Origin of the sequence: Bradyrhizobium sp. sGM-13 (assembly GCF_018398875.1) — a bacterium.
GTDB lineage: Bacteria > Pseudomonadota > Alphaproteobacteria > Rhizobiales > Xanthobacteraceae > Bradyrhizobium.
In genome coordinates this window covers 241743-265072 of record NZ_JAGWDK010000004.1, presented here as the reverse complement: position 1 = coordinate 265072, position 23330 = coordinate 241743, and the positions used below count along the sequence as shown (strand labels likewise).

The following is a 23330-nucleotide window of genomic DNA, read 5'->3' as shown; positions in this document are numbered from 1 at the left end:
AAGGACCGTCAAGGGGAAAGCAAGATGGCCGTCGCCGACCTGGTCCTTCCTGTGTTTGCGATTATCGTCACGGGTTGGCTGGCCGGTTGGCTCGGCTACATTTCGCGGTCGTTGGCCGACGGACTTGTGCATTTCGCCTATAACGTCGCGATGCCGGCGCTGCTATTCGTCACCATCGCGCAGGAGCCGGCACGCAATCTTCTCGAATGGCGCTTTCTGCTGGCGTTCGGCGGTGGCTCCGTTCTGTGCTTCGTGGTGGTCTTTCTGACAGTCCGCATCCGGTGGGGACGCGACCGCGCCAGCAGCACTCTCTATGGAATGGCAGCGGCGATGACCAATACTGGTTTCGTAGCGCTGCCAATCCTGCACTCCATCTACGGACAGCCTGCCGTTCTGCCCGTCGCCATCGCAACCTTGTTCGTGGCGGGGGTGATGTTCCCCGCCACGGTTATTCTCCTGGAAAGCGAGGGGCGCGGCGCGCACGCGAGGACGGCAGGTTCGGTAATGCTGGTGAAGCAGATCGTGCTCAATCCGATGGTACTATCGACTCTGATCGGTCTTGCGTGGTCGACCACAGGCCTGCCAATGCCGCCCTTACTCGCGGCCTATATGAACATCTTGGCGGCTGCTCTAACGCCGTGCGCGCTCTTCGCCATTGGACTAAGCCTGTCAGTTGAAGCAATACGCTCGAACGTCAGGGCGTCCGTCGCCCTCGCGATCGTGAAGCTCGTAATCATGCCGCTGATCGTTTACGGGCTTTGTTTGGCGTCGGGCCTCAATCCGCTCTACACGATCGCCGCCGTCATCTGTGCCGCCGTGCCGACCGCCAAGACGGCGTATATCCTGGCAGGCGAGTACAAGGTGGAAGAACCTCTGATCGCGGCCACAGTCTCGATCACAACGCTGCTGTCGGTAGCGACGCTGATGGGCTGGCTCTACGCCCTCGCGGCACAGGCGGGCTAAAAAGCGCCAAGAGGACAAGCGAAATTCGTCCGTTTTTAAGGGAGAGACGGAGTTTGGCTGCCAGAGATCATTTCCGCTTTGGGTCCATTTCCGGACTCGGCGGACGGCCGCGAAATCGCTTCGCGACCGCACCGTGCCGGGCAATCGCATCCACGCTCGTTTTCGAGTTTTTGTGGCGACGGCACGAAGACCTCGAGGTGGTCGCTCTCTTTGCCGGCGCGTCAAAGCCGCGGTCGGGCGAACAAAATCAAGTCGGTTTCGAACGGCTGTCAGGATCCTCGGCCATGTCGCCGGGCGCAGGCTCCAGCGAACTCAACGCTGCATCGACTTTCTCCAAAAGGCGTTCCAGTTCGGCGCGCTCGTTGGGCCCAGGGTTCTCCTCCAGCCTGCCTAGCAGTTGTTCCTTTTGAGTGAGAAGTTTCGCAAGTGAAGTCATGGTGTCCTCGCCCGAATACGGAACCGGAGGAGCCGTAGAACAAATCGATCAACCATTCGGAAACGCGTCAAGTTCCTCCGCTCGCAACGACAAGCGAGAAACCTGCATCGAGTTCGACAATGACGAGGCCTGCCGATACCCCGATGAGCGATCGGCGAATCGAAACCGAGACATTTCACTGCAATGTTCTTGGCGGAACCCAAGATGGGCGCGCTATCAAAATCTCCGCAGAGCGGAACGAATGCCTTCCGAAGCCTTTGGTTTTGATCGACAAGAGGAGGTATCTATGAAGCTATCTGTCTTGGCGATTGCGACACTGCTTACGGTCGGAACCATCGCGTCGGCCAACGCTATAGAGTTCGGCGTCGGTCCCGGAGGCGTCTATGTGGGTCCCGGCTATGATCGCCCCTACTACCGTGATTACAGAGATGACTGCCGGATCGTGATCCGCGAACGCACCAACCGCTTCGGTGAACGCGTCAGGATTCGGGAGCGCATCTGCGACTAAACACGCAATCGACGGTTAGCGACGATCAGATCAGGATCCGGCTGAGACGCTGGACCGATCGGTAGCTCAGGAATTGGTGCGATGTCGCACCTCCCCTGCGACATCGTTCCCGCGCAAGAAGGGCCTCAGCGGCGCTGGGGCCCTTCTTGCGTTTCTTGGATGCTGCCAGCAAGAAGCCCGCATGAGCGCATGCGATATGCGGGCAGGCTGACGGCTAATTTAATCAATGCGCTGTGCGTGGACGCGCTGCCGCGCCCTTGAATTGTCGTAGCGCGCCTGGTCGCGCGTCGCCGGCGTGACGCAGACCTTGTCGTCCGTCGTTGCTTCGCGCCATACATAACCTTGCTTGCAAGTCTCGTATCCGTACTGTCCACGCCCTGCCCGCCGAGCGTCCTGCTGCGCATTGTCGTTCCAGGCCTGCCGGCGGGTTTGGGGCGTGACGCACACGTAGTCGCCCCGAGTAGCCTCCCTCCAAACATAACCTTGAGTGCATTTCGCCTGGGCGTAAGCTTGGGACGCGTAGAGAATGATGCCGAACAGTAGTGCCGAAAGCGAGAAAGAGAGCTGCTTCATCAAACCCTCCATTGACTAGAAATATCGCGGGAAATCTTCTCTGCACTAGTTAAACTTTAGCGTGTATGAACTGGTTCACACTAGAGCGTAACGCTAACGTGACGGCGGGACTCCACTGTCGTTGGTTTACACAAAACCTCGAGCTATGTGCGCTAGTTGGGCCTTAGCAAGTAGCCCGCATGAGCACATGCGATATGCAGCACCGCTGGACGTAAGGGCCCCGGACATCGCTCGCTCATCCGGGCTACGCTGGCTGATACGCTCGATTTCCGCCTGGTCTGACATTCACCGTCTACGAATTGCGGTGCCAGTGCACTTATCTCGATGACAATGCACTTGACGTTGATCTCGACGCGTATTGAGTGCACCGTAATTCTGCACTGTTCGCACATTTGAATCGTCTCTCGCTAGCTGGCCGTCTATGGTGTTGCTTATGTTGCGCCTCGTTTCGATCGCTATCATCCTATCGCTGCTGCCCGTCGTCGCAGCGGCTGCGCCACCTCATAAACGGCCGGCGCCACGCTGGCACGGCTACGGCTTCCTGCCGGGCTATCAACAGCCGCCGAACAACAGCCTTCCAGCTTACACTCGGAAAAATTCAATTTCGCGCATAGCGCGTTCCAACCGGCGCCCTTGGTATATCGATCCTGTCCCTCGTTATTACGAATATGATGGCGACTGGCACTATTTCGGTCGGCCCGGCTTTTACGGCGGTCGCTACAATGGCGGCAGCTTTGGCCCTTGCTGGACGCGCACGCCGATCGGGCCGATCTGGAATTGCGGCTGATAAGCTGGCCGCGACCAAATCACTTCTGATTTTCCGAAATCGTGTCAAGCCCGGGAATCAAAAATATTCCGCTTCTCGCCGCACCCAAATCAGCCGTACAACTTCGCCCGTTCCGGCCCGCTAAGAGGGGCGTATCGCGAACGTCACGGACGTTGGGCATGGAATGCGGTGGACGCAGCAGCGTCAGGCGCGCGCGTGATTGCAGGGCGGGCTTTGCCTCGTGAGCGATTGAACGGCGCGCAGACGACCGGCGCTTAAACGCTTCGGCCAGAACTTCTTCCGGCAGCATACGGGTCGGTTGAAGCGCTTCGGCCCGAGGAAGCTGCGGACGGCAAAACCGCGTGGTCCTGGCACCCGTTGCTGGTGTCAAGCCGATGGAGATTGTCGGGCCCAACCGGGCCTTCGATCAATCGCCAATCCATCGGTGACGGAGGCCAGAGGAATTCGGCTCCGGGGAGATCGCGGCATAAGCGTTAAAACCACTGCGCAGGGAAGGCCGGGTGTTCCGGCGCACCTGCGGTCCACCGTGTGCATTCTTGCGCACGACTGCGGGTGTCATGGGCACCCGGCTTTCCCTGCGCCCTCAATTTCCTGAGGGCATCGTCGATGCATAACTTCGGGCGCTACCCGCGCCGCGAGATCGCAATGTCGTATCCGGTGTCTGTCGCATCCAGCGAAAACAATTATGCGTATCCGAGCACCGGCATCACCCTGCCCCACCCTCGCCCCGCAGCGGCTCCGGTTCATTCGTGCGATCGGATGAATGTTCGGGGACGTTGGACCGCTTCTAAACAATAGTACTTCTGATCAACAGAAGGCCTCCTGTTTTCCACAGCTTTTTCATCGGCTTAGCCCGCCACATGTGAGGCAGCGCGCGAGCCGCAATTATACCCCATCCGCTCCGAAATTGCGGCTCATTGCGACCCAAGTCTCTGACCAGATTGGGCGCATCAAGCGTCGTGTAGCGTTGCGTTGCCGGGGATGTAGATGTCGAAGTGTTCCGTGAAATTCGTCCCGGCTCTCTTTGCTGGTGTTGTGGCGGGAGCGAGCCTCGCCGCCATGACGGATCTCCGGGCCCAGGTGTCGGAAGCGCAAGCGGCTCCAGTGGCGCAAGCCTCCGCAGCCGACAGTTGTCTGTCCGCGCCGAAGGGCGCGACGCCGTCGGGCAGCCATTGGTACTATCGCATCGACCGCGTCACCAAACGTCAATGCTGGTATCTCCGCGAGGAGAACGACAAAGCTGACGACAAATTTGCGCGCGCCGCCCCGCCCGCATCAGCCCCGGCGTCATCGCCGCCAGCCGCTGAACCGGCGCCGGTGCAGGCGCAAGCAAACTCGCGCAAATCGTTCGACGACGCGCGTGCCGAGTGGGTTGCCCAGCAAAACCGCGCAGCGGCAGGTTCGCTAGACAAAGCCGAGCCGCGAACGACTGGCGCAGCTCCCGCGCCCGCCGCTCAGAACGGACCAAGCGCTGCCATGCCGAACGTGCTCGCACCGGCGCCGCTGGCGAGCATGCGATGGAACGACGCTCGGGGCGCTAGCTCCTCGACCAACCCACCCAATCAACAGATCGCTGCCGCCGCCACGCCCGCAGACCAGCCGGTGCAGGCGGAGGAAGTGCAACAGCCCACGGCAGAACAGGCTGCACCCGTCGCGGCAGAACCGGCAAAGCCGACCGCCTCACTGCAGAAGCTGCTTTTGGTGATGGCGGCAGCGCTGGCGCTCGCCGGCCTCACGGTAAGCGCGATCGTCAGGATCGGGCGCATGCGGGCGCGCCGCGCCATGCACCGCAAGCGGCGCGCGATGTGGGATGCCGCGCGGACCAAACGTCCCGCGCCGCCGGTGTTCCACGATGAAGATGCCCGGCTGCGGCGCACCGGCGCCGTGCAGCATACCCGCGTGCCCAAGGAGCGGCCCCGCGTGCCGCAAGAGCGCGCCCGCGTACCCCAGGAACGCCTACGCGTACCGCAAGAACGAGTGCGCGTACCCCAGGAGCGAGTGCGGGCACCGCAGGAACGAGTGGTGCGGGCACCGCAGGAAAGAGCACGCGTCCCTCAGGAGCGAGAGCGCGATCAGCAGGTTACAGAAATGCTGGCCCGGCTCGCTCGCAGCGCGCAGACGTAACCGAAGCCTACGCGGCAGTTATTTTTCCAACTGGCGCTGCAGTTTGCGAACGAACTCGGTCAGGCCAGTGCGGCGCTCACGCTTGAGCCGCTCGGCCTTGAGGATCGACTGCACTTCGGCGAACGCGTCATCGACGTTCTGGTTGACGACGATATAGTCGTATTCCGCCCAGTGACTGAGTTCATGGGTGGCCCGGTTCATGCGCCCGCGAATGACCTCGTCGGAATCCTGCGCCCGCGTGTGCAGCCGTTTCTCGAGGTCGGCTGCCGAGGGCGGCAGGATGAATACACTGACGACGTCGGCGCGGGCCTTTTCCCGCAATTGCTGCGTGCCCTGCCAGTCGATGTCGAACAGCACGTCCTGCCCGGCCGACAAGGCGGCCTCAACCGGCGCGCGCGGCGTGCCATAGCGGTTGTCGAACACGGTCGCCCACTCCAGCAATTCGCCCTGCGCGACCATCGCTTCGAACCTGGGCTTGTCGACGAAAAAATAATCACGGCCATCGACTTCACCCGGCCGCATCGGCCGGGTGGTGGCGGATACCGACATTTTCAAGCCCGGCATCCGGTCGATCAGAAGGCGCGACAGCGTGGTCTTGCCTGCGCCCGAAGGCGAGGAGAGCACGAACATCAGCCCGCGCCGTTCAACTCCGTCGAAACCACCAGCCGTCATCGGTCACTCCAGATTCTGGACCTGCTCGCGGAATTGCTCGACCACGTTTTTCATCTCGAGCCCGGTCTGGGTCAATTCCAGATCGTTCGATTTGGAGCAGCAGGTGTTGACCTCGCGGTTGAATTCCTGGGCGAGGAAATCGAGCCGCCGCCCGACCGGTCCGCCCTTGCCGATCATCTCGCGCGCCTGCGCGACATGCGAGGCGATGCGGTCGAGCTCTTCGCGAATGTCGGCCTTGGTCGCAATCAGGATGGCTTCCTGATTGAGCCGATCAGGATCGAAGCGTTCGGAAGTCTCCAGCAGCGCCGCCACCTGCTCGGCCAGGCGGGCCCTGATCGCCTCCGGCTTGCGGCCGGGCGCGGCCTCGGCCTTTTTCGCCAACCTTTCGATTTCATCCATGCGCTGGATCAGGATTTGCCCGAGCGTCACGCCCTCGCGGCGGCGCATCTCGACGAGATGGCCAAGCGCCTGCTCGAAGGCGGCCGCAGCCGCGTCCTTTGCTGCCTTGTCCTCCGCCTCGTCGCTTTCGGGTTCGACCACCTCGATGACGCCCTTGATGCCGAGCAGTCCGTCGATGCTGGGCGCCACCGCGTCGATCTTGCCGGCGAGCACGCCCGCGACCTTCACGATCGAGGCGAGCACGTCTTCGTTGATGCGCACGGTCGAGACCGCGTTGGCGCGCTTGACGTTGAGATTGGCGTACACCGTACCCCGCGACAGCACCTCGCCGGCGCGTTTCTTGGCAAAGGCCTCCAGTTCGTCCCAGCCGGGCGGCAGGCGCAAGCGCAGGTCAAAGCCCTTGGCGTTGACGGACTTCAGTTCCCATTCGAACGTGTAGGGGCCGCTGGCGCCGTGGCTCCGGGCAAAACCGGTCATGCTCGATAGCGCCATCGCGTAACACTCTCCAAAAGGCAGGGATTTCGAGACTCGAAATGAACGGCGGGACCATAAGCCGATTTCCGCCAAAGTGGAATTGCGTTCCGGCTGCGACCTGGAACGCCTTCGCGACCGGCGGGCGTCAGCGCTGAACTACCGGCGGCGTCGTGGTCGATTGCGCGGCGCCCTGGCGGGCCGGCGCGGTTGCAGGTGCCGGAGGACGGGCGGGCGGCTTTTTGGCCGGCGCTGCCGGCCGCGGCGTCGCCGCGGTTGGATTGGTATCGGCCGGTGCTCCGGCCGCCGTCGGCGGCGGCGCGTCCTCCGATGGTTCGACGGTGTCGTTCTGAATCTGCTTTTCCAGCGACCGCAGCTTGGCGACGTTCTTCTGGTGCTGGTCGTAGGTCTCGGTAAAGGCGTGTCCACCCGTTCCATCAGCCACGAAGAACAGGTCGCGCGTGCGTGCCGGGTTGGCGGCGGCTTCGAGCGAGGCGCGGCCCGGATTGGCGATCGGCCCGGGCGGCAAACCGTCGATCACGTAGGTGTTGTAGGGCGACGGCTGCGTAATCTCGGAGCGCTTGATCGGCCGGCCCAGCGTTCCCTTGCCGCCGACCAGGCCATAGATGATCGTCGGATCCGACTGCAGCTTGATCTTTTGCCGCAGGCGATTGGCGAATACCGCCGCCACGCGGCTGCGCTCGTCGGCCCGGCCGGTTTCCTTCTCGATGATCGAGGCCAGCGTGATGAGCTGATCCAGCGACCTGACCGGAACGTCCGGGTTGCGGCGCTCCCAGATTTCCGTGAGCACCCGCTTCTGGGTCTGCTGCATGCGCTGGATCACCTGCTCGCGCGTGGTGCCGCGCGGAAACTTGTAGGTTTCGGGCAGCAACGTGCCTTCGCGGGGTATTTCCCGCACCGAACCGGCGAAGATGTCGTTGTCGAGGAGTCGCGTCACGATCTGTTCGGAGGTCAGTCCTTCCGGAATAGTGACGGCGTGCTGTACCACCTTGCCTTCGACGATGGTGGCGATGACCTCGCGGAGGCTGGCGCTCTTCTGGAAGGAATATTCGCCGGGCTTGAGGTCGGAGCTCGCCTTCAGCGCAAACACGCCGCCGATGAATACCCAGGGATTGACGTTGATCACGCCTTCGCGCAACAGCGCGTCGGCGATGTCGCGCTTTCCGGCACGCGAGGGAATGTTGACGATCTTGTCTTCCTTCAGCGGGCCGGGCGTTTCCAGGATTTGTCTGCCGTAATAGTACACCCCTCCCACCCCGATCATCAGAATGATCAGGATAGTGAAGATGGCATTGCCGACCACCACGAATGGATTGCGGGCGCGATCCGACCGCTTCGGCGGCGGCGGCACCTGCTCGGGCTCCAACGCAGCGCGCGGGCTTCGTGGTGAAATGGGCGGCCTCTCACTCATCGATGCAACCTGAATCCTGTCGGTTCAATCGCGACTCGGCAATCCCTTGCCTAGCCGATAGCATACGCCCGCATGTAGAAGTCATCGCCGAATACGGCAAAACGGTGGAGTCGTTCCAAACACTTGCTAGTCGGCCACGCGCCGAATGATCACGGAGGCGTTGGTCCCCCCGAAACCGAAGGAATTCGACAGCGCGACGTTAATCTCGCGCTTCCGCGCGGTTTGCGGCACCAGATCGATCGCCGTCTGCACCGACGGATTTTCCAAATTGATGGTGGGTGGAGCAATGTTATCGCGAATCGCAAGGATACTGAAAATGGCCTCGATTGCACCGGCAGCGCCGAGCAGGTGCCCGGTCGACGATTTCGTCGACGACATCGACACCTTGGAGGCGGCGTTGCCGAGCAGCCGCTCCACCGCGCCAAGTTCGATCTCGTCGCCGATCTGCGTCGAAGTTCCGTGGGCGTTGATGTAGTCGATATCCGATACCGTGATGCCGGCACGTCTGATCGCCGCGCTCATGCTGCGGAAGCCGCCATCGCCATCCGGCGACGGCGAGGTGATGTGATAGGCGTCGCCCGACAGGCCATAGCCGATCACTTCGCAATAGATTCGCGCACCGCGCTTTTTCGCGTGCTCATATTCCTCGAGCACCACGACGCCGGCGCCTTCGCCCATCACAAAGCCGTCGCGGTCCTTGTCGTAGGGCCGCGAGGCCTTTTGCGGCGCGTCGTTGAAGCCGGTCGAGAGCGCGCGCGCCGCGCAGAATCCGGCCATCCCCAGCCGGCAGATCGGCGATTCCGTGCCACCCGCGACCATCACGTCGGCATCGCCGAGCGCAATGAGGCGAGCACCATCGCCGATCGCATGCGCGCCGGTCGAACAGGCCGTGACCACGGAATGATTGGGGCCCTTGAGGCCGTGCTCGATCGATACATAACCGGAAGCGAGATTGATCAGCCGCCCCGGAATGAAGAACGGTGAAACCCTGCGTGGCCCGCGTTCCTTTAGCAGGAGCGATGTCTCGGCGATGCCGGACAGGCCGCCGATCCCCGAACCGATCAGGGTGCCGCTGGCGCATTTGTCTTCTTCGGTCGCCGGATGCCAGTTGGCGTCGTCGAGCGCCTGGCGTGCCGCAGCCATCGCAAAGATGATGAAGTCGTCGACCTTGCGCTGCTCCTTCGGCTCCATCCACTGGTCGGGATTGAAAGTACCATTTGAGCCGTCGCCACGCGGAATCACGCAGGCGATCTGGCTGGCGAGATCGGCGACTTCGAACGTGTCGATCTTCTTGGCGCCGCTCTGGCCGTTGAGGATACGCGCCCACGTTGTCTCAACGCCGCAGCCGAGCGGCGTAACCATGCCCAGCCCCGTGACGACAACCCGTCTCATGTCAAAACTCCAGCCCGAAACCGATGGTCCAAAACAAGAAACCGGGGGACCGTTTGATGGCGGCCCGTCCGGCTCTGTCTCTACCCGCCCGGGACGTCAGCTTTTAGCGTTCTTCTCGAGAAACTTCGTCGCGTCGCCAACGGTCAAAATCGTCTCGGCGGCGTCATCGGGGATTTCACAGCCGAACTCTTCTTCAAATGCCATCACAAGCTCGACGGTGTCGAGGCTGTCGGCGCCGAGGTCGTCGATGAAACTTGCGTTGTCGACAACCTTATCGGGTTCAACACCGAGGTGTTCGACCACAATCTTCTTAACCCGCTCGCCAATCTCACTCATCTTTAACCTCGTGCTTGTTCTATTGGACCCGACCCCAAGACGCTACAGAGACGCTACGAGCTATCGTGGTCGTTAAACTTCCTTCGCTATCGCGCATAGTCTTGATTCGGCCCGGTGGTAGCCGACAAAGCCCCGGCGAACGGCAGGCGTCGCCACGCCAATATACAGGGTTTCAAAATCCTGCAATGGCCTTGTTTGCCCATCCGTCGGGGGTTCGGTTACCATACTTCCCAAGCCTTGACTACAAGCCTCACCCGCCCCGGACAACGGCCTTTGGCCGCATAGATCGGGGCAATAACTCGCTCAAATCATGGCCATTCCGCCGTTGACGTGAATCGTCTGGCCGGTGACGTAGGCCGCCTCGTTGGAGGCGAGATAGACGGCTGCCGCCGCGATGTCCTCCGGCGTCCCTAGCCGCGCCGCAGGAACCTTCGCCAGGATGGTCTCGCGCTGCTTGTCGTTGAGCGCGTCGGTCATCGGCGTCTTGATAAATCCCGGCGCGATGCAATTGGCGGTCACGTTGCGCTTAGCGTATTCCGCTCCCAGCGTCTTGATCAGGCCGATGATTCCAGCCTTTGACGCGGTGTAGTTGGCCTGGCCGGGGTTGCCGGTCACGCCGACGATCGAGGTGATCGCAATGATTCGGCCGAAGCGCTTGCGCATCATCAGTTTGGTGGCGGCGCGGGCAAGACGGAAGGTCGCAGTCAGGTTGACGTTGATGACGTCGTCCCAATCCTCGTCACGCAACTGGACGAAAAGATTGTCGCGCGTGATGCCCGCATTGGCGATCAGGATATCGACCTGCCCCATCGCGGCTTCGGCCGCGGGCACCAGCGCCTCGACATCAGCGCTGTCGGAAAGGTTGCACGGCAGCACGTGGACGCGTTCGCCAAGCTTGCCGGCAAACGAATCCAGCACCTCGCGGCGCGTGCCGGAGATCGCCACCGTCGCGCCTTGACCATGCAACGCCTGCGCGATCGCACCGCCGATGCCGCCGGTCGCGCCGGTCACCAGCGCCGTCCTGCCAGTTAAATCGAACATCGATGTCTCCTTCCGGGAGCTTTTAGGTCGACGCCGCCAATGCGTCCTTCGCGGCGGCAATATCGTTGGGTCCCCCGATCGCCACGCCGACGGCGCCGTCGGCGATCCGCTTGACCAGCCCGCTCAGCACCTTGCCGGCACCAATTTCGAAGAACCGCGTGACGCCATGCGCTGCCATATAGGCCACCGACTCGCGCCAGCGCACGGTGCCAGTGACCTGCTCGATCAGGCGGCGGCGAATCTCGTCGGGGTCGGTGATCGGCGCGGCCAGCACGTTCGCCACCAGCGGCGCAGCCGGCGTCTTGATCGTTACACCTGCAAGCGCCTCTGCCATCGCATCGGCGGCGGGCTGCATCAGCTTGCAATGGAATGGCGCGGAGACCGGCAGCAGCATTGCACGCTTGGCGCCTTTGGCTTTGGCGATTTCCACGGCGCGGTCGACGGCCGCCTTGTCGCCGGACACCACCACCTGGCCGCCGCCATTGTCGTTGGCGGCCTGACAGACCTGCCCTTGCGCGGCTTCGTTGGCGACGGCCATCGCCGCCTCATAGTCTAGCCCAAGCAGTGCCGCCATCGCGCCGGCGCCGACCGGTACGGCCTTTTGCATTGCAAGACCACGGGTGCGCAGCAGGCGCGCGGTATCGCTGATGCTGAGGCTGCCGGCAGCCGCCAGCGCGGAATATTCGCCAAGCGAATGGCCGGCGACAAAAGCCGCATCTCGCCCGACGGAAAAACCCGCCTCGGCCTCCAGCACGCGTAGCGTGGCAATCGACACCGCCATCAGGGCCGGCTGGGCGTTCTCAGTGAGCTGGAGGGTTTCGGCCGGGCCGTCCCAGATGATCGCGGTCAGCTTTTCGCCGAGCGCCGAATCAACCTCATCGAACACCGCCCGCGCCGCCGGGAAGGCCTCCGCCAAGGCCTTGCCCATGCCGACCGCCTGGGAACCCTGCCCCGGATATGTAAATGCAGCCGTCATCCGGTGCTCCCTCGTAAGATTGGGGCCGTAAGACACTGACGCGGGCCGGTATGTCAAGCCGCGGTGCGGTATCGCCGGGCCGTTGCCGGGGGTCATCAATGGGCCGGAGCGGATCAGCGTTCTTGCAGCGCCAGCCGGATACCCAGAGCGCAGTACAGGCCGCCGATTGCCTTCCCCTGCCATTTCAGAACCGCAGGATTGCGGCGGAGGAAGGTCCCGAGACCTCCGGCGCCTACTGCAAAAACCGCCGTACTGACGAACCCCAATATAACGAAGATGATCCCCAGAATCGTGAGCTGAAGCATGGCCGAACCATTTTCGGGGCGTACGAACTGGGGGAGAAACGCGAGGAAGAAAAGCGCCGTCTTCGGGTTCAGCACCTCGGCCAAAATCGCTTGCCTGAATGCCTTTCCTGCTGAAGTTGGCAGTGCGCCGGCCGCAATATTTGCTGGCGCCCTTTCGAGGACGGCACGGATGCCGAGGTAAACGAGATAGGCCGCGCCGAGGTACTTGATAATGCTGAACAGCATGGCCGAGGCGGCAATGATCGCCGAGATGCCGACGATCGCCATAAAGGTGTGAATCATGTCGCCGGCCGCGATTCCGGCGCCCGTGGCGATGCCTACCGGGGTGCCTGACGTCGTTGCCCGCGCAACCGTGAGAAGCGTCGCGGGGCCCGGAATGAACACAAAGCCGAGCACAACCGCGACATACGTAATCAATGTGGCCGGATCGATCATTCGTTGGCTCCGCCTGGTCGCCGACGGAAGCTACACCACCGTCAATCACCGCACTAGAAGCCGCCCGCCGCCTGGTCGCCACCAACTTCGGCGCCGGCCCGCGCGCGGCGTGCGCTGCTTACAAGCTTGCCGGGCCGGTCCTCGTGGTCGGGCTTGGCGGTCGCAATCCGCAGCACGGCGGCATAGCTCGGCTGTACCTCCATCCGGTCCGCATATCGGCTTTCAGAAAGGATGCGGTGGACGCGCGGCAGGTTGTAGCAGGGCACGTAGAACAACAGATGATGCTCGAGATGGAAGTTGACGTAATACGGTGCAATGAACAACCGCTCGAGAAAACCCGCGCGCGTGGTGCGGGTGTTGCGCAAGGGATCGCTCGAATCGGGAACGACGGCGTGTTCGGCGATGTTGCGAATGCGGGTGATGACCATCTGCCAGGTGAGCAGCGGCAATAGCCACAATAGCGGATAGGCCCACCATATGCCGGCGGCGGTGAGGCCAGCAAACAACACCGCGTTGGCTGCAAATTGCGGGCCGAGCTTTTCCCAGAAATGCGCGGCGCGCCGCGCAAGCGGCCATTCCTTTGGGCCAAGAGCATTCAACAGTTGCGCCTTGCGCTGCTGATAGCCGGTCTGCCCAGTGATATCGCGGAAGAATTTGCGGCGGTAGCTCACCTTGGTGATCGGGAACGGCGCCGACAAAATCAGATCGGGATCGTCGTCCTGCTGGGTGCGCGCATGATGCTGCAGATGGTAGCGCCGATAGGCGCGGGTCTCGGCGAAGATCGGATAGGCGCAGAACCACTGGCTGAGCGTCAGGTTGATTTTCTCATCTGCCGACAGGCATCCATGCGCCCCGTCATGCATCAGGATCGCAAGCCCGAGCTGGCGCGAGCCAATGATGCCGACCGCGAGCAGAAAGGTCAGCGGATTGGGCCACCACGCTACCAGCGCAATCGATCCCAATATCAGCGCCCACGCATGTGCGATCAGGGCTGCACCCTTCCATGTCACGCGCTGGCGTACGGCGACCAGTTGATCTTCGGTCAGAAAGTCGCGGGCACGCATGCGAAGCGCGGTCATGCTGATGTCTCCCTGTCGGGTTCATCGTTGTCGCCAACCAGGCGCAGCCTGGCGCTGTCGGCCCCGGATGTTGTCGTGGCCTGATCGCCCAGCACGCGCAGCATCTCGCTGCACAATTCCTCGGCCGAACGACCCATGGCGTAGCCCTCCACGATCACGCCGATGGCCAGCGCCCAGAATCGCCGTGAGCTGGCGTCGGGATCGCGCAGGCTTTTCCAGCCGTGACGCTCGATCTGGCCGGCATAGGCGCGCATGCCCTCGCCGTGCAGCCGCTCGATGGTGCGTTCCACCAGCGGCGCGAGATCCTGGCGGCGGCGGGTGAGCGTCAGGGCTTCGGTAAAGAAGGCGACCGAATCCGTCGCCGTGACCGTCTCGACCAGCGTGCGCGTGTAGTCGTGCGGCGTCCGGGCCTGCAGCGCCGCCTCCTCCGCCGCACGCGCCACGTACAGCATGTCGCGGCAGGCAGCTTCGACGAACAGGGCTTCCTTGGTGCGGAAGTAATAGGTGATCTGGCTCGGAAAGGCGTCGGCGGCCGCCGCGATGTCCGAGATCGACGTTCCGGCGAGGCCCCGCTCCTTGAACAGCCGGCTGGCGCCGTCGAGCAGCCGCGAGCGCATCTCCCGCCCGGCCGTGCGAGTGGCGCGGGCGGCGTGCTTGGGATCGCTGGGCGCTTTTGGCGCTGTCCGGACGGACTTTGGGGTCATCGTTTGCCTCCGACCCGTTACTTGTATGATATACAAACAAATGAGTCAACCATCCGTTGGGCTTGACCGCTCCCCTGCTGTGACTCTTTCACGCCTGCTCAAGAAGTCTTGCCAGCACGCTGAAAATCCTTATAAACCGCGCATCCGTGGATCCCGGCCGGGAGCTGAACGGACGGTCTCAGCAATCTCACCTTTGCAGGCGTTATTGATGTGGCAGGGCCAGTCGGCCCGTCGTCCCGTGCTTCCGCCTTCTGAGCTTATCCCCGAGTCCTTTCCGAAGGCCTCGAAGGGCTTGCCGCCGGGGACCGCGCCAACACTAGGAAAGGACATCCATGCCTCTTTACGAGCATGTTTTTCTCGCGCGCCAGGATGCGAGCACCCAGCAGGTCGAAGAGCTGACCACCCAGATGACGGGCATCGTCGAAGGGCTAGGCGGCAAGGTCACCAAGACCGAGAACTGGGGCGTACGCTCCCTCACCTATCGCATGAACAAGAATCGCAAAGCATATTTCGTGCTGATGAACATCGATGCGCCGTCTGCCGCGGTCACCGAGATCGAGCGGCAGGAGCGGATCTCTGAAGACGTCATCCGCTATCTCACCGTCCGCGTCGAAGAGCACGAGGAAGGTCCCTCGGCGATGATGCGCAAGGCCGATCGTGACCGCGAGCGCGACGATCGCGGCGGCGGTTTCCGCGGCGACCGCGAAGGCGGCTTCCGTGGCGATCGTGAAGGCGGCGGCTTCCGCGGCGACCGTGGCCCGCGCCGTCCGCGTGAAGACGAAGCTGCAGCGGTAGAGGAGTAAGAATTATGGCTGAAGCTGGTGCACGCCGTCCGTTTTTCCGTCGCCGCAAGACCTGCCCGTTCACGGGTCCGAATGCGCCGAAGATCGACTACAAGGATTCCAAGCTGTTGATGCGTTACGTCTCCGAGCGCGGCAAGATCGTGCCGAGCCGCATCACCGCCGTCTCCGCCAAGAAGCAGCGTGAACTCGCGCGCGCCATCAAGCGCTCGCGTTTCCTCGGCCTCTTGCCCTACGTCATTCGCTAATACCTTCGACCGGCGGCGTCCGCGCCGCCGGTCGCTGCTCTTCATTTCCAGGCGGTCCGACGGCCGATGGTTGGTCGACGCGACCTCCGACCGCCCGTCAGACTCGTAAATTTTCCTCGTCTTGCAATGCATCCTACGCCGGCTGTTGGCGTCGGGTCTGAATGCCCGCGCTCCGCCAGCCGCGGTGCGGTAGCCGGCAGCACACCTCGTTGACAATCGCTGCGGCGGGCACGTACGCTGCCCGACAGCAGGGCGGATGCCAAATTCCCGCATGCTACGGGTTTCGAAGTTGCCGCCGATCACGTGCGGACACGAGCCCCAATAAGCGGCGCCAACGAGCGCAACCGCCAAAGGGAGTGCAAACGATGTCCGTCCACATCCGTGGTCTGCGGCCAGTCGTACACTTGGCCGCTATTTTCACACTGACCGTGGCTGCAGCAGGCGCTGCACAAGCTCAACAGAAAACCGATGTCATCTTCAGCGCCGGTCCGACCGGCGGCAGTTGGACACCAATGGCGGCTGCAGCGTCTCAGGTCGTGAACAAGCGATATCCCGAGCTGAACGTGCAGGTCGAGCCGGGTGCCGCCCTCGTCAACATGGAGAAGATCCGCAGCGACAAGGCCGATATCGGCTGGTCGATGACGACCGTTATGGCCGACGCGCAAAAGGGCGAAGGTCAGTTTGCCGGCAAGGCGACCGACAAGGCCCTGTTCGTGGCCAATTTCTATCCCAACGTCTGGCAGTTGGTGGTGCCCGCGAACAGCGACATCAAGAGCGTCAAGGACCTGAAGGGCCAGCCGGTGGCGCTGCCGGCACGCGGCAACACCAGCCTGGCGGCCGGCTGGGAGTACCTGCTCAAGGTGAACGGCATGACGCTGAACGACTTGGGCGCGAAGAGCTACGGCCCGGTGTCATCCAATGCGGAGGCCGTGAAGAACCGGCAGGCGATGGCGGCCGGATGGTTCACCGTGGTGCCGGCATCCTTCGTCCTGGACCTTGGCTCGGCGATGCCGCTGCGCGTGCTTCCAGTCAGCGACGAGGAGTTCGCCGCACTGCGCAAGCTCAATTCGGGCTTTGTGCGCTACACCATCAAGGCCGGCACCTACAAGGACCAGGGTGTGACCGACGCTGTTCAAACCTTCCAGTCGCCGACCGTGCTGATTGCATCGTCCAAGACGTCTCCCGAAGTGATCTACAAGATCACCAAGGCCATTGTCGAAGGGCGGGACGAGTTCGGTAACGTCACCAGCGAAATGAAGGGCGTGAAGGCGTCCGACATGGCTGAGAGCCTGGGTATGCCGTATCACCCCGGCGCGGAGAAATACTACCGCGAAGCTGGATTGCTCAAGCAGTAGAGGGCGTGCCGTGCGCAAACTCTCCGGCTACGCGGGCCTGGTCGTCGGAGTGGTTGCGGTCGCAATGTCCGTGTACCACGTTTACGCGCGACTGACGGTATACGCTCCCGATCAGCAGGCCCTGCTCTACATAACGCTGGCCTTCAGCCTGGTGCTGTCGTTCCTGCTGTGGCCTCGCAGCAAGAACGCAACACTGGGGCGCGTGCCGTGGGAGGATCTCGCTTTGGCAGGTTTTTCGCTCGCGTGCATTGGCTACATGTTTGCGAACTACGACTACATTGTGAACCGTTTTCCCACCGCCGAGTCCCTCACCCGAATGGACATGGCGGTTGGAATTACTGCCACCCTGCTGGTTCTGGAGGCGACGCGACGCACAATCGGCGCGTCGCTGCCGATCGTGGCAATCGTCTTCCTGCTCTACGGGTTCGCGGGCCCCTGGCTGTATGGCTGGCTTTACCACAGAGGCCTCAGCCTCGAGCTCACCATCGATCAGACCTATTTCACCACGGAGGGAATTTTCGGGGTGCCAATGACGGTGGCCGCGACCTACGTCATTCTTTTCATCATCTTCGGCACGTTCCTTGAGAAGTCCGGTGCAGGCCAGTTCTTCATGAACTTCGCGAACGCGATCGCCGGTGGCGCGCGCGGTGGCCCCGGCAAGGTTTCGATCGTCTCCTCTAGCCTGTTCGGTACCATCTCCGGCTCCGCGGTCGCCAATGTCATGGTCGACGGCTGGCTGACCATTCCGATGATGAAGAAGACCGGCTTCAAGCCGGAGGCGGCAGCCGCCATCGAGGCGGTGGCCTCCACGGGCGGGCAGATCATGCCGCCGATCATGGGCGCGGCGGCGTTCGTGATGGCCGAATTCCAGGGTGTCAGCTACACGCAGGTGATGATCGCGGCGGCCATACCCGCGCTCTTCTATTATGGGGCGCTGTTCGCTGCGGTCCACTTCAACGCCGTGCGCTCGGGGCTCAAGGGCTTGCCGCGCGAAGAACTGCCCGTCCTGGGTCACATCATGCTGCGCCAGGGGCACCTGTTCCTGCCGGTCATCGTGCTTCTGGCGCTGCTTCTATTCGGCTTCACGCCGACCTATGGCGCGATCATGGCCACTTTAGCGCTGGTCGCCATCTCGTGGCTTCGTCCTTCCACGGCGTTGGGTTGGCGCGCGTGCCTTGAGGGCTTGCGCGACGGGGCGGTGCAAACCGTGCCGGTGGCGATGGCCTGCGCGTCCGCCGGTATCGTGATCGGAATCGTGCTGCAGACCGGGCTGGCGCTGCGGTTCACGGCTTTTCTCATCGACTTCACCTACGGCTCTCTGCTGCCCGCACTGCTCATCACGATGGTCGCCGGCGTCATTCTCGGCATGGGCATGCCGACCACCCCCGCCTACATCATGCAGGCGGCGCTGCTCGTGCCGGCGATCATGAAGCTCGGTGTGGAGCCCATGGCGGCGCACATGTTCGCGTTCTACTTCTCCTGCCTGTCGGCCGTGACGCCGCCGGTGGCGCTCGCCGTGTATGCTGCGGCGTCAATCGGCGGGGCCGGCCTGTGGGCCTCGGGCCTGCAGGCGATGAAGTTCGCTGCCGCCGGCTTCATCGTGCCGTTTTTCTTCATCTACAACCCGGCACTGCTGTTCGAGGGACCGTGGCCTGAAATCCTTCGCGCGGTGCTGACCGGCACGATCGGCGTGATTGCGCTCGCAGCCAGTCTCGAGGGCTACTTCCTGCGCGTCGCCAACTGGTTCGAGCGGGGGCTCTTCTTCGCGGCCGCAATGCTGCTGATCGACCCCAATGCCATCACCGACGTCATCGGCTTGGGCCTGCTCGCCATCGGCCTGTTGGTGCAGAAAGTACGGACGACACGACCAACGATAGCGCCGGAAACCAGCACGTGACCCGCACACAGCTCGCTGCACTGACGCTTATCGCTGCCGCCCTTCTCGTTGGCACCGTGGCTTTCGGTGTTTTACGTATCTACGCCTAAGCGAGGCGGGGCGTCACGTCACGCCCCTATGGCATGGAGCCTGGAACTTGTGCTGGGCCGCTTCGGCCAAACACCCTTGATCGGCTGAGCCTCCTGATCTAAAAGGCCGCCAGTCACGGCCCCCGGTGGGGCCGTGAACGTTTGAGGGCCCAACTGCGTTCGGTATCAAGGTACCGATAGGCCCTCGGATCTCTAACTAGTTGGTAAAGGCGGCATTTTCGCTGACCTCTATCTAACCGCTCGAAAGGGGCGGGACAGCTCATGATCGCGATTATCCTCATTGGTCTTGCGGCCGGCTGCGCGTCGGCGCTGATGTTCGTCTCGGTCGTCTCGGGCGCGCCGGTCTCGTTGCTGCTCTCTTTGCTGGCGCCGCTACCGCTGATGGTGACGGCGCTCAGTTGGGGACCGCTCAGCGCAACCATCGGCGGCATCGCGGCGGCCTCCGCCTTCGGTGCAATTTTCGGTCTGCGCTTCTGCCTCGCCTTTGCGGTTGCCGTGGCGCTGCCGGCCTGGTGGCTTGGTCATCTCGCGTTGCTGGGACGGCCAACGGCCGCTGTCGAAACCGACAACAGCACGAGTCCTACGGCAGAGAATCTCGAATGGTATCCGACCGGACGGATCCTGCTATGGATCGCCGGCTTTGCCATCCTGTCCTCCTTCGCGTCGTGGCTGGTCTTCGGCAAGGATGCCGATGCCATCGCTGCGGCCCTGCGAAGCGGGCTGACGAAAGTTCTTTCTGACCGTGAAGGGTTATCGTCTGGCGACATCGAGCGGTTGGCTGACGCGCTTGTAACGATATTTCGCGGCTTGTCGGCAATGCTCGTCGTAACGACGCTTACGCTCAACCTCTGGCTTGCCGCGAAGATTTCAGCGATGTCGGGCCGGCTGCGCCGCCCCTGGCCAGACTTGAAGAGCACAGCGTTGCCGCCGATGACGCTCGTAGCACTCTGCGCGACATTGGCATTTTGTTTTGCCGGTGGAGAGTTTTCGATAGCAGCGCAGATCATGACAGCCGCGCTCTTCATGGCTTACGCGCTCGTCGGCCTTGCCGCCGTTCATACGCTAACGCTGGCGTTGAAGAGCCGCGCGTTTTTGCTGAGTTGCACCTACGGGATCCTGGTGCTGTTGCCATGGACGCTCGTTCTGATGATCGCCCTCGGCCTTACGGACGCAATTTTCGGATTGCGCCAACGTTATCTGCGCGGAAAGCCTCCGCCTTTGCCCGCAGCCTGAAAATCCGACCATTCACCTAAACTCGAGATCGAACACGAATAAGGAGAACGAAAATGGAAGTCATCTTGCTGGAACGCGTTGCCAAGCTTGGTCAGATGGGCGAAGTCGTCCGCGTCAGGGACGGGTACGCCCGCAACTTTCTGCTCAAGCGCGGCAAGGCCCTGCGCGCCACCGCCGACAACCGCGCCAAGTTCGACGGCATGAAGGCCGAACTCGAGGCCAACAACATCAAGGCCAAGGGCGAAGCGACCAAGGTCGCGGAGAAGATCAACGGCCGCAACGTGATCGTGCTGCGCCAGGCGTCGGAATCCGGGCAGTTGTTCGGATCCGTGAGCGTGCGCGATATCATTGCCTCGTTTGAAGCCGATGGCGTCACCATCAGCCGCAGCCAGGTCATGCTGGACGCGCCGATCAAGACTATCGGCAAGCACGAGATCAACATCGCCGTGCATCCGGAAGTCGAAGTCAGCGTCAGCGTCACCGTCGCGCGCAGCGCCGACGAAGCCGAGCGCATCAACCGCGGCGAGGATATCTCGACCCGTCAGGAAGACCAGGACGCCGCCGCTGAGGCAATCGCCGCCGCCGGCGAGTTCTTCGATCCGGACGCCCAGCATGAGGAAGTCGCGCCGGCGCCGGCTGCGACCGAGAAGTAAGGCGCTTCGCTTCAAACGTTTTGACGACCTTCAAGCCCGGCCCCAATCAGGCCGGGCTTGGGATTCTGGCAGCCGCCTTCTCGTCCAGCATCGCGATCGAGGCCAGCGCGGTTGCGGTATGCTTCTCGACGCCATCGGTTACGCAAAACACATCGGCCGCAACCACGGCGACCTGACGTCCGGGCTTGATCACGCGCGCCCGGCAGATCAATCGCTCACCGATCGCCGGCGACAGCAGATTCAATTTGTATTCCGCCGTCAGCGCCGGTTGCCCGCGCGATGTCGCGGCCGCGATCGTGGTGGCGTTGTCGACGAGAAAGGCCGTGACGCCGCCGTGGAACAGACCATGTTGCTGCAACAGTTCCGGCCGGCGGTCGATCGCAAGCGTACACGTGCCGCGCGTCAGCTCGGATAGTTCCGCACCGATATGGGTCATGAAGCCCTGGCGGCCGACATTGTCGCGAATGCGTGTGGCGATCGGAGCGAAGTCTGGGTCGGCATTCGCATTCATGCAGTTTCTCCGGTTTTCTGGATCGCATCGGGCCCGACCACCGCGCGGATAGCGCAGGCGATCAGGATTTCGGCCTGCTCTCGCGGATCGGTGCGGTCGCGGCCCGACAACCATGCGCGGCAAAAAATCTGCGCCGGTCCGATGATCTGGCTGAAGAAAACCGACGAAGTCATCGGCAGCAATTCGCCGCGCTCAACCAGCGGTGCGCGCCATCGTTCGACGGCTTCCGCAAGCCGGGAATTCTGCGTGCGCTGCGCGCCGCGGATCGCTTCGGTCCATTCGCTGCGGGAAATCTCGAAGAGATAGCGCGCCTCCCGCCGGGAATTGACGACCCAGTCCAGATGTGCGCGGATCAGCCGCGCCACGCCTTCTCGCGCGCCGCAGGATTCATCGACCGCCGCTACGATGGCAGCGTGATAACGGGCGAGGATTTCCAGGAACAGCGTGCCGGCCAGCTCCTTCTTCGATCCGAACAAATGGAAGAAGCTGCCGTTGGACGCTCGTGCGCGAGTTCTGATGGCGGCCACCGTAGCGCCCTCGAAACCGTCGCGGTCGAACACCGCCAACCCTGCCGCCAGCAGATCGTCCCGTGCCGTAGCCACCTGCGCCGCCTCTCGGTCCATTAGATCGCTACTCTAGAGTAATACTCTAGAAACGATCAAGCGCATCACCGGCAGGCATTTGGAAATTGCATCCTATCGCGAGATGGGTGGCGTGGGGGGACCGACAGACCCGGCCGGCGGAATTGCGGGCGCCGCAGTAGCCGTCACCGGCGGAGAGGTCGCAGGTGCCGACGCCTGGGGGCTCGCGGCCGGCTCAGGGGTAGTCGCGGCGGGAGCTGGCGGCGCAGGCGTCACCGGTTCGGGCCGAGGCGCGGTCGGCTCGCTATCGGCGCTCTCCTTGGGAGCACTGACCTTGGGGGTCTCGGACCCGCCCTCGCTGGCCGGTTTTTCCGATTCGCCGGCCGGCTTCGCGGCCTGCGTGGTGGCTGGCTTGTCGGCCTCACCCTTGGCGGAGTCGGTCCTGTCGGTATCAGGCTTGGTGGGATCCGGCCCGCCAGAATCGGTCTTGGCAGGATCAGGCTTGGCAGAATCAGGCTGCTCGGCAGTTCCGGGCTTCGCAGTTTCGGATTTGGCGGCATCCTGAGACGCATCTTCCTTTGCGGGTTTCTGCGGTTCTTCGGCAGCGGGCGCGGGCTTGCCACGCCTGCCTTGCTTCTGCCTGACGCCCGATTTGCTGTCGGTAACGGCCTGCCCATCATCTGCGGGCTTAGAAGCCTCGGGCCCCGTGTGCGGCCGTGCAAGCCGCTTCGCGTCGCGGCCCGGGCGCGCGCGCTCGCCTTGCGACGGCGCGCCATCGGCATCCGGCCGGGAAGGTTCCTGGGCCGGTGCGGCGGACGGCTGCCGGCGACCGAATCGGTCGGGCTGATCCGACCTTCCATCCTGCCTGGCGTCCTTCTGCTTGGGCTGATCCTTAGCTTGATACCGGGGATCTGCAGCCCCATTGGATATCAAGTAAGAAGAAAGCACCGAGGCCATGTTAGAGCCAGTGGTATAATGCTGGCGCAGAAAGCCCGGCAACGATGAAGCCGGCGTGTTCTTCAACAGGCCACGTGGGCTCCTGTGGCAGGCGCTGCAGGTGCTCGAAAATATCTGGGAAGGGCTCTTGCCGGCGTCGAGATTTTCTACGGCCCATGCCACGTCTGCTGTGAGGCAGCCGATCAGGAGCGTCACCGTCGCTAAACTGAGCGCTCGGCTCAACATTCCCTGTATCTCCAACGTGGAATCGCTGCTTGCGACGCACAATGTCGCCGGCGGCGGGGTCACCTTTTAGCCGATTGTGACGCGAATGGAAGCGCGCTTATTGCGCATGTGCATGACTGTGCGTGACTGTGGCATTTGAGAATATCCG

Annotated in this window: 25 protein-coding genes; 10 read left to right on the top strand and 15 right to left on the bottom strand. The window is 62.8% G+C overall.

Going from position 1 to position 23330, the window contains the following annotated elements; translation table 11 throughout:
• Window positions 1–24: 24 nt before the first annotated feature.
• A complete protein-coding gene (locus tag KJQ96_RS07880; RefSeq protein WP_213286107.1) occupies window positions 25–963 on the top strand; it encodes an AEC family transporter in 939 nt (312 codons plus the stop codon).
• A 247-nt stretch (window positions 964–1210) separates the two neighbouring features.
• Here the strand turns inward: KJQ96_RS07880 and KJQ96_RS07875 are convergent, their stop codons facing one another.
• A complete protein-coding gene (locus KJQ96_RS07875; RefSeq protein WP_213286106.1) occupies window positions 1211–1399 on the bottom strand; it encodes a hypothetical protein in 189 nt (62 codons plus the stop codon).
• A 286-nt stretch (window positions 1400–1685) separates the two neighbouring features.
• Between KJQ96_RS07875 and KJQ96_RS07870 the strand changes: the two genes are divergently transcribed.
• Complete coding sequence (locus KJQ96_RS07870) at window positions 1686–1907, top strand: hypothetical protein (RefSeq protein WP_213286105.1); 222 nt, start codon at window positions 1686–1688, stop codon at window positions 1905–1907.
• Window positions 1908–2126: 219 nt separating this feature from the next.
• Here the strand turns inward: KJQ96_RS07870 and KJQ96_RS07865 are convergent, their stop codons facing one another.
• Window positions 2127–2480 (bottom strand): hypothetical protein, encoded by a 354-nt coding sequence (locus KJQ96_RS07865; protein WP_213286104.1) that lies wholly within the window; start codon window positions 2478–2480, stop codon window positions 2127–2129.
• Between the two features lie 433 nt (window positions 2481–2913).
• On the opposite strand from KJQ96_RS07865, the gene KJQ96_RS07860 reads away from it, so the two are divergent.
• Entirely contained in the window at window positions 2914–3267 is a 354-nt protein-coding gene (locus KJQ96_RS07860) for a hypothetical protein (RefSeq protein WP_213286102.1), read from the top strand.
• Between the two features lie 1059 nt (window positions 3268–4326).
• On the top strand, window positions 4327–5391 hold the full coding sequence (locus KJQ96_RS07855; protein ID WP_213286101.1) for a hypothetical protein: 1065 nt from the start codon (window positions 4327–4329) through the stop codon (window positions 5389–5391).
• A gap of 18 nt (window positions 5392–5409) precedes the next feature.
• Here the strand turns inward: KJQ96_RS07855 and gmk are convergent, their stop codons facing one another.
• The 10 genes from gmk to KJQ96_RS07805 all read right to left on the bottom strand — a co-directional run bounded on the left by gmk (window position 5410) and on the right by KJQ96_RS07805 (window position 14633).
• On the bottom strand, window positions 5410–6063 hold the full coding sequence (gene gmk, locus KJQ96_RS07850) for a guanylate kinase (RefSeq protein WP_213286100.1): 654 nt from the start codon (window positions 6061–6063) through the stop codon (window positions 5410–5412).
• 3 nt (window positions 6064–6066) lie between these two features.
• On the bottom strand, window positions 6067–6954 hold the full coding sequence (locus KJQ96_RS07845) for a YicC/YloC family endoribonuclease (protein WP_213250032.1): 888 nt from the start codon (window positions 6952–6954) through the stop codon (window positions 6067–6069).
• A gap of 127 nt (window positions 6955–7081) precedes the next feature.
• Window positions 7082–8365 (bottom strand): endolytic transglycosylase MltG, encoded by a 1284-nt coding sequence (gene mltG / locus KJQ96_RS07840; protein ID WP_213286098.1) that lies wholly within the window; start codon window positions 8363–8365, stop codon window positions 7082–7084.
• 126 nt (window positions 8366–8491) lie between these two features.
• Complete coding sequence (fabF, locus tag KJQ96_RS07835; RefSeq protein ID WP_213286097.1) at window positions 8492–9757, bottom strand: beta-ketoacyl-ACP synthase II; 1266 nt, start codon at window positions 9755–9757, stop codon at window positions 8492–8494.
• A gap of 96 nt (window positions 9758–9853) precedes the next feature.
• On the bottom strand, window positions 9854–10093 hold the full coding sequence (locus KJQ96_RS07830; protein ID WP_008969609.1) for an acyl carrier protein: 240 nt from the start codon (window positions 10091–10093) through the stop codon (window positions 9854–9856).
• A 303-nt stretch (window positions 10094–10396) separates the two neighbouring features.
• Entirely contained in the window at window positions 10397–11134 is a 738-nt protein-coding gene (gene fabG, locus KJQ96_RS07825; RefSeq protein ID WP_213286096.1) for a 3-oxoacyl-[acyl-carrier-protein] reductase, read from the bottom strand.
• A 22-nt stretch (window positions 11135–11156) separates the two neighbouring features.
• Window positions 11157–12110, bottom strand: coding sequence for an ACP S-malonyltransferase (gene fabD / locus KJQ96_RS07820; protein WP_213286095.1), 954 nt, complete (start codon window positions 12108–12110; stop codon window positions 11157–11159).
• 113 nt (window positions 12111–12223) lie between these two features.
• A complete protein-coding gene (locus KJQ96_RS07815; RefSeq protein ID WP_213286094.1) occupies window positions 12224–12850 on the bottom strand; it encodes a LysE family translocator in 627 nt (208 codons plus the stop codon).
• A 53-nt stretch (window positions 12851–12903) separates the two neighbouring features.
• On the bottom strand, window positions 12904–13929 hold the full coding sequence (locus KJQ96_RS07810) for a fatty acid desaturase family protein (protein WP_213286093.1): 1026 nt from the start codon (window positions 13927–13929) through the stop codon (window positions 12904–12906).
• A complete protein-coding gene (locus tag KJQ96_RS07805) occupies window positions 13926–14633 on the bottom strand; it encodes a TetR/AcrR family transcriptional regulator C-terminal domain-containing protein (protein WP_213286092.1) in 708 nt (235 codons plus the stop codon). Before KJQ96_RS07805 ends, KJQ96_RS07810 begins: the two co-directional genes overlap by 4 nt.
• Before the next feature lie 332 nt (window positions 14634–14965).
• On the opposite strand from KJQ96_RS07805, the gene rpsF reads away from it, so the two are divergent.
• The 6 genes from rpsF to rplI all read left to right on the top strand — a co-directional run bounded on the left by rpsF (window position 14966) and on the right by rplI (window position 20908).
• Window positions 14966–15436 (top strand): 30S ribosomal protein S6, encoded by a 471-nt coding sequence (gene rpsF, locus KJQ96_RS07800; protein WP_213286091.1) that lies wholly within the window; start codon window positions 14966–14968, stop codon window positions 15434–15436.
• Between the two features lie 5 nt (window positions 15437–15441).
• Window positions 15442–15681, top strand: a complete 240-nt coding sequence (gene rpsR, locus KJQ96_RS07795) for a 30S ribosomal protein S18 (protein WP_002711478.1) — start codon at window positions 15442–15444, stop codon at window positions 15679–15681.
• A 365-nt stretch (window positions 15682–16046) separates the two neighbouring features.
• Complete coding sequence (locus KJQ96_RS07790) at window positions 16047–17036, top strand: TAXI family TRAP transporter solute-binding subunit (protein WP_213286090.1); 990 nt, start codon at window positions 16047–16049, stop codon at window positions 17034–17036.
• 10 nt (window positions 17037–17046) lie between these two features.
• On the top strand, window positions 17047–18933 hold the full coding sequence (locus tag KJQ96_RS07785) for a TRAP transporter permease (RefSeq protein ID WP_213286089.1): 1887 nt from the start codon (window positions 17047–17049) through the stop codon (window positions 18931–18933).
• A gap of 350 nt (window positions 18934–19283) precedes the next feature.
• On the top strand, window positions 19284–20255 hold the full coding sequence (locus KJQ96_RS07780) for a hypothetical protein (protein WP_213286088.1): 972 nt from the start codon (window positions 19284–19286) through the stop codon (window positions 20253–20255).
• Between the two features lie 53 nt (window positions 20256–20308).
• Window positions 20309–20908, top strand: a complete 600-nt coding sequence (gene rplI, locus KJQ96_RS07775) for a 50S ribosomal protein L9 (protein WP_213286087.1) — start codon at window positions 20309–20311, stop codon at window positions 20906–20908.
• A gap of 46 nt (window positions 20909–20954) precedes the next feature.
• On the opposite strand, the gene KJQ96_RS07770 is transcribed toward rplI, so the two are convergent.
• The 3 genes from KJQ96_RS07770 to KJQ96_RS07760 all read right to left on the bottom strand — a co-directional run bounded on the left by KJQ96_RS07770 (window position 20955) and on the right by KJQ96_RS07760 (window position 23182).
• Window positions 20955–21419 (bottom strand): PaaI family thioesterase, encoded by a 465-nt coding sequence (locus tag KJQ96_RS07770; RefSeq protein ID WP_213286086.1) that lies wholly within the window; start codon window positions 21417–21419, stop codon window positions 20955–20957.
• Window positions 21416–22021, bottom strand: a complete 606-nt coding sequence (locus tag KJQ96_RS07765; protein ID WP_309142380.1) for a TetR/AcrR family transcriptional regulator — start codon at window positions 22019–22021, stop codon at window positions 21416–21418. The genes KJQ96_RS07770 and KJQ96_RS07765 overlap by 4 nt, the downstream gene beginning before the upstream one ends.
• 93 nt (window positions 22022–22114) lie before the next feature.
• Window positions 22115–23182, bottom strand: a complete 1068-nt coding sequence (locus KJQ96_RS07760) for a hypothetical protein (RefSeq protein ID WP_213286084.1) — start codon at window positions 23180–23182, stop codon at window positions 22115–22117.
• Between the last annotated feature and the right edge of the window lie 148 nt (window positions 23183–23330).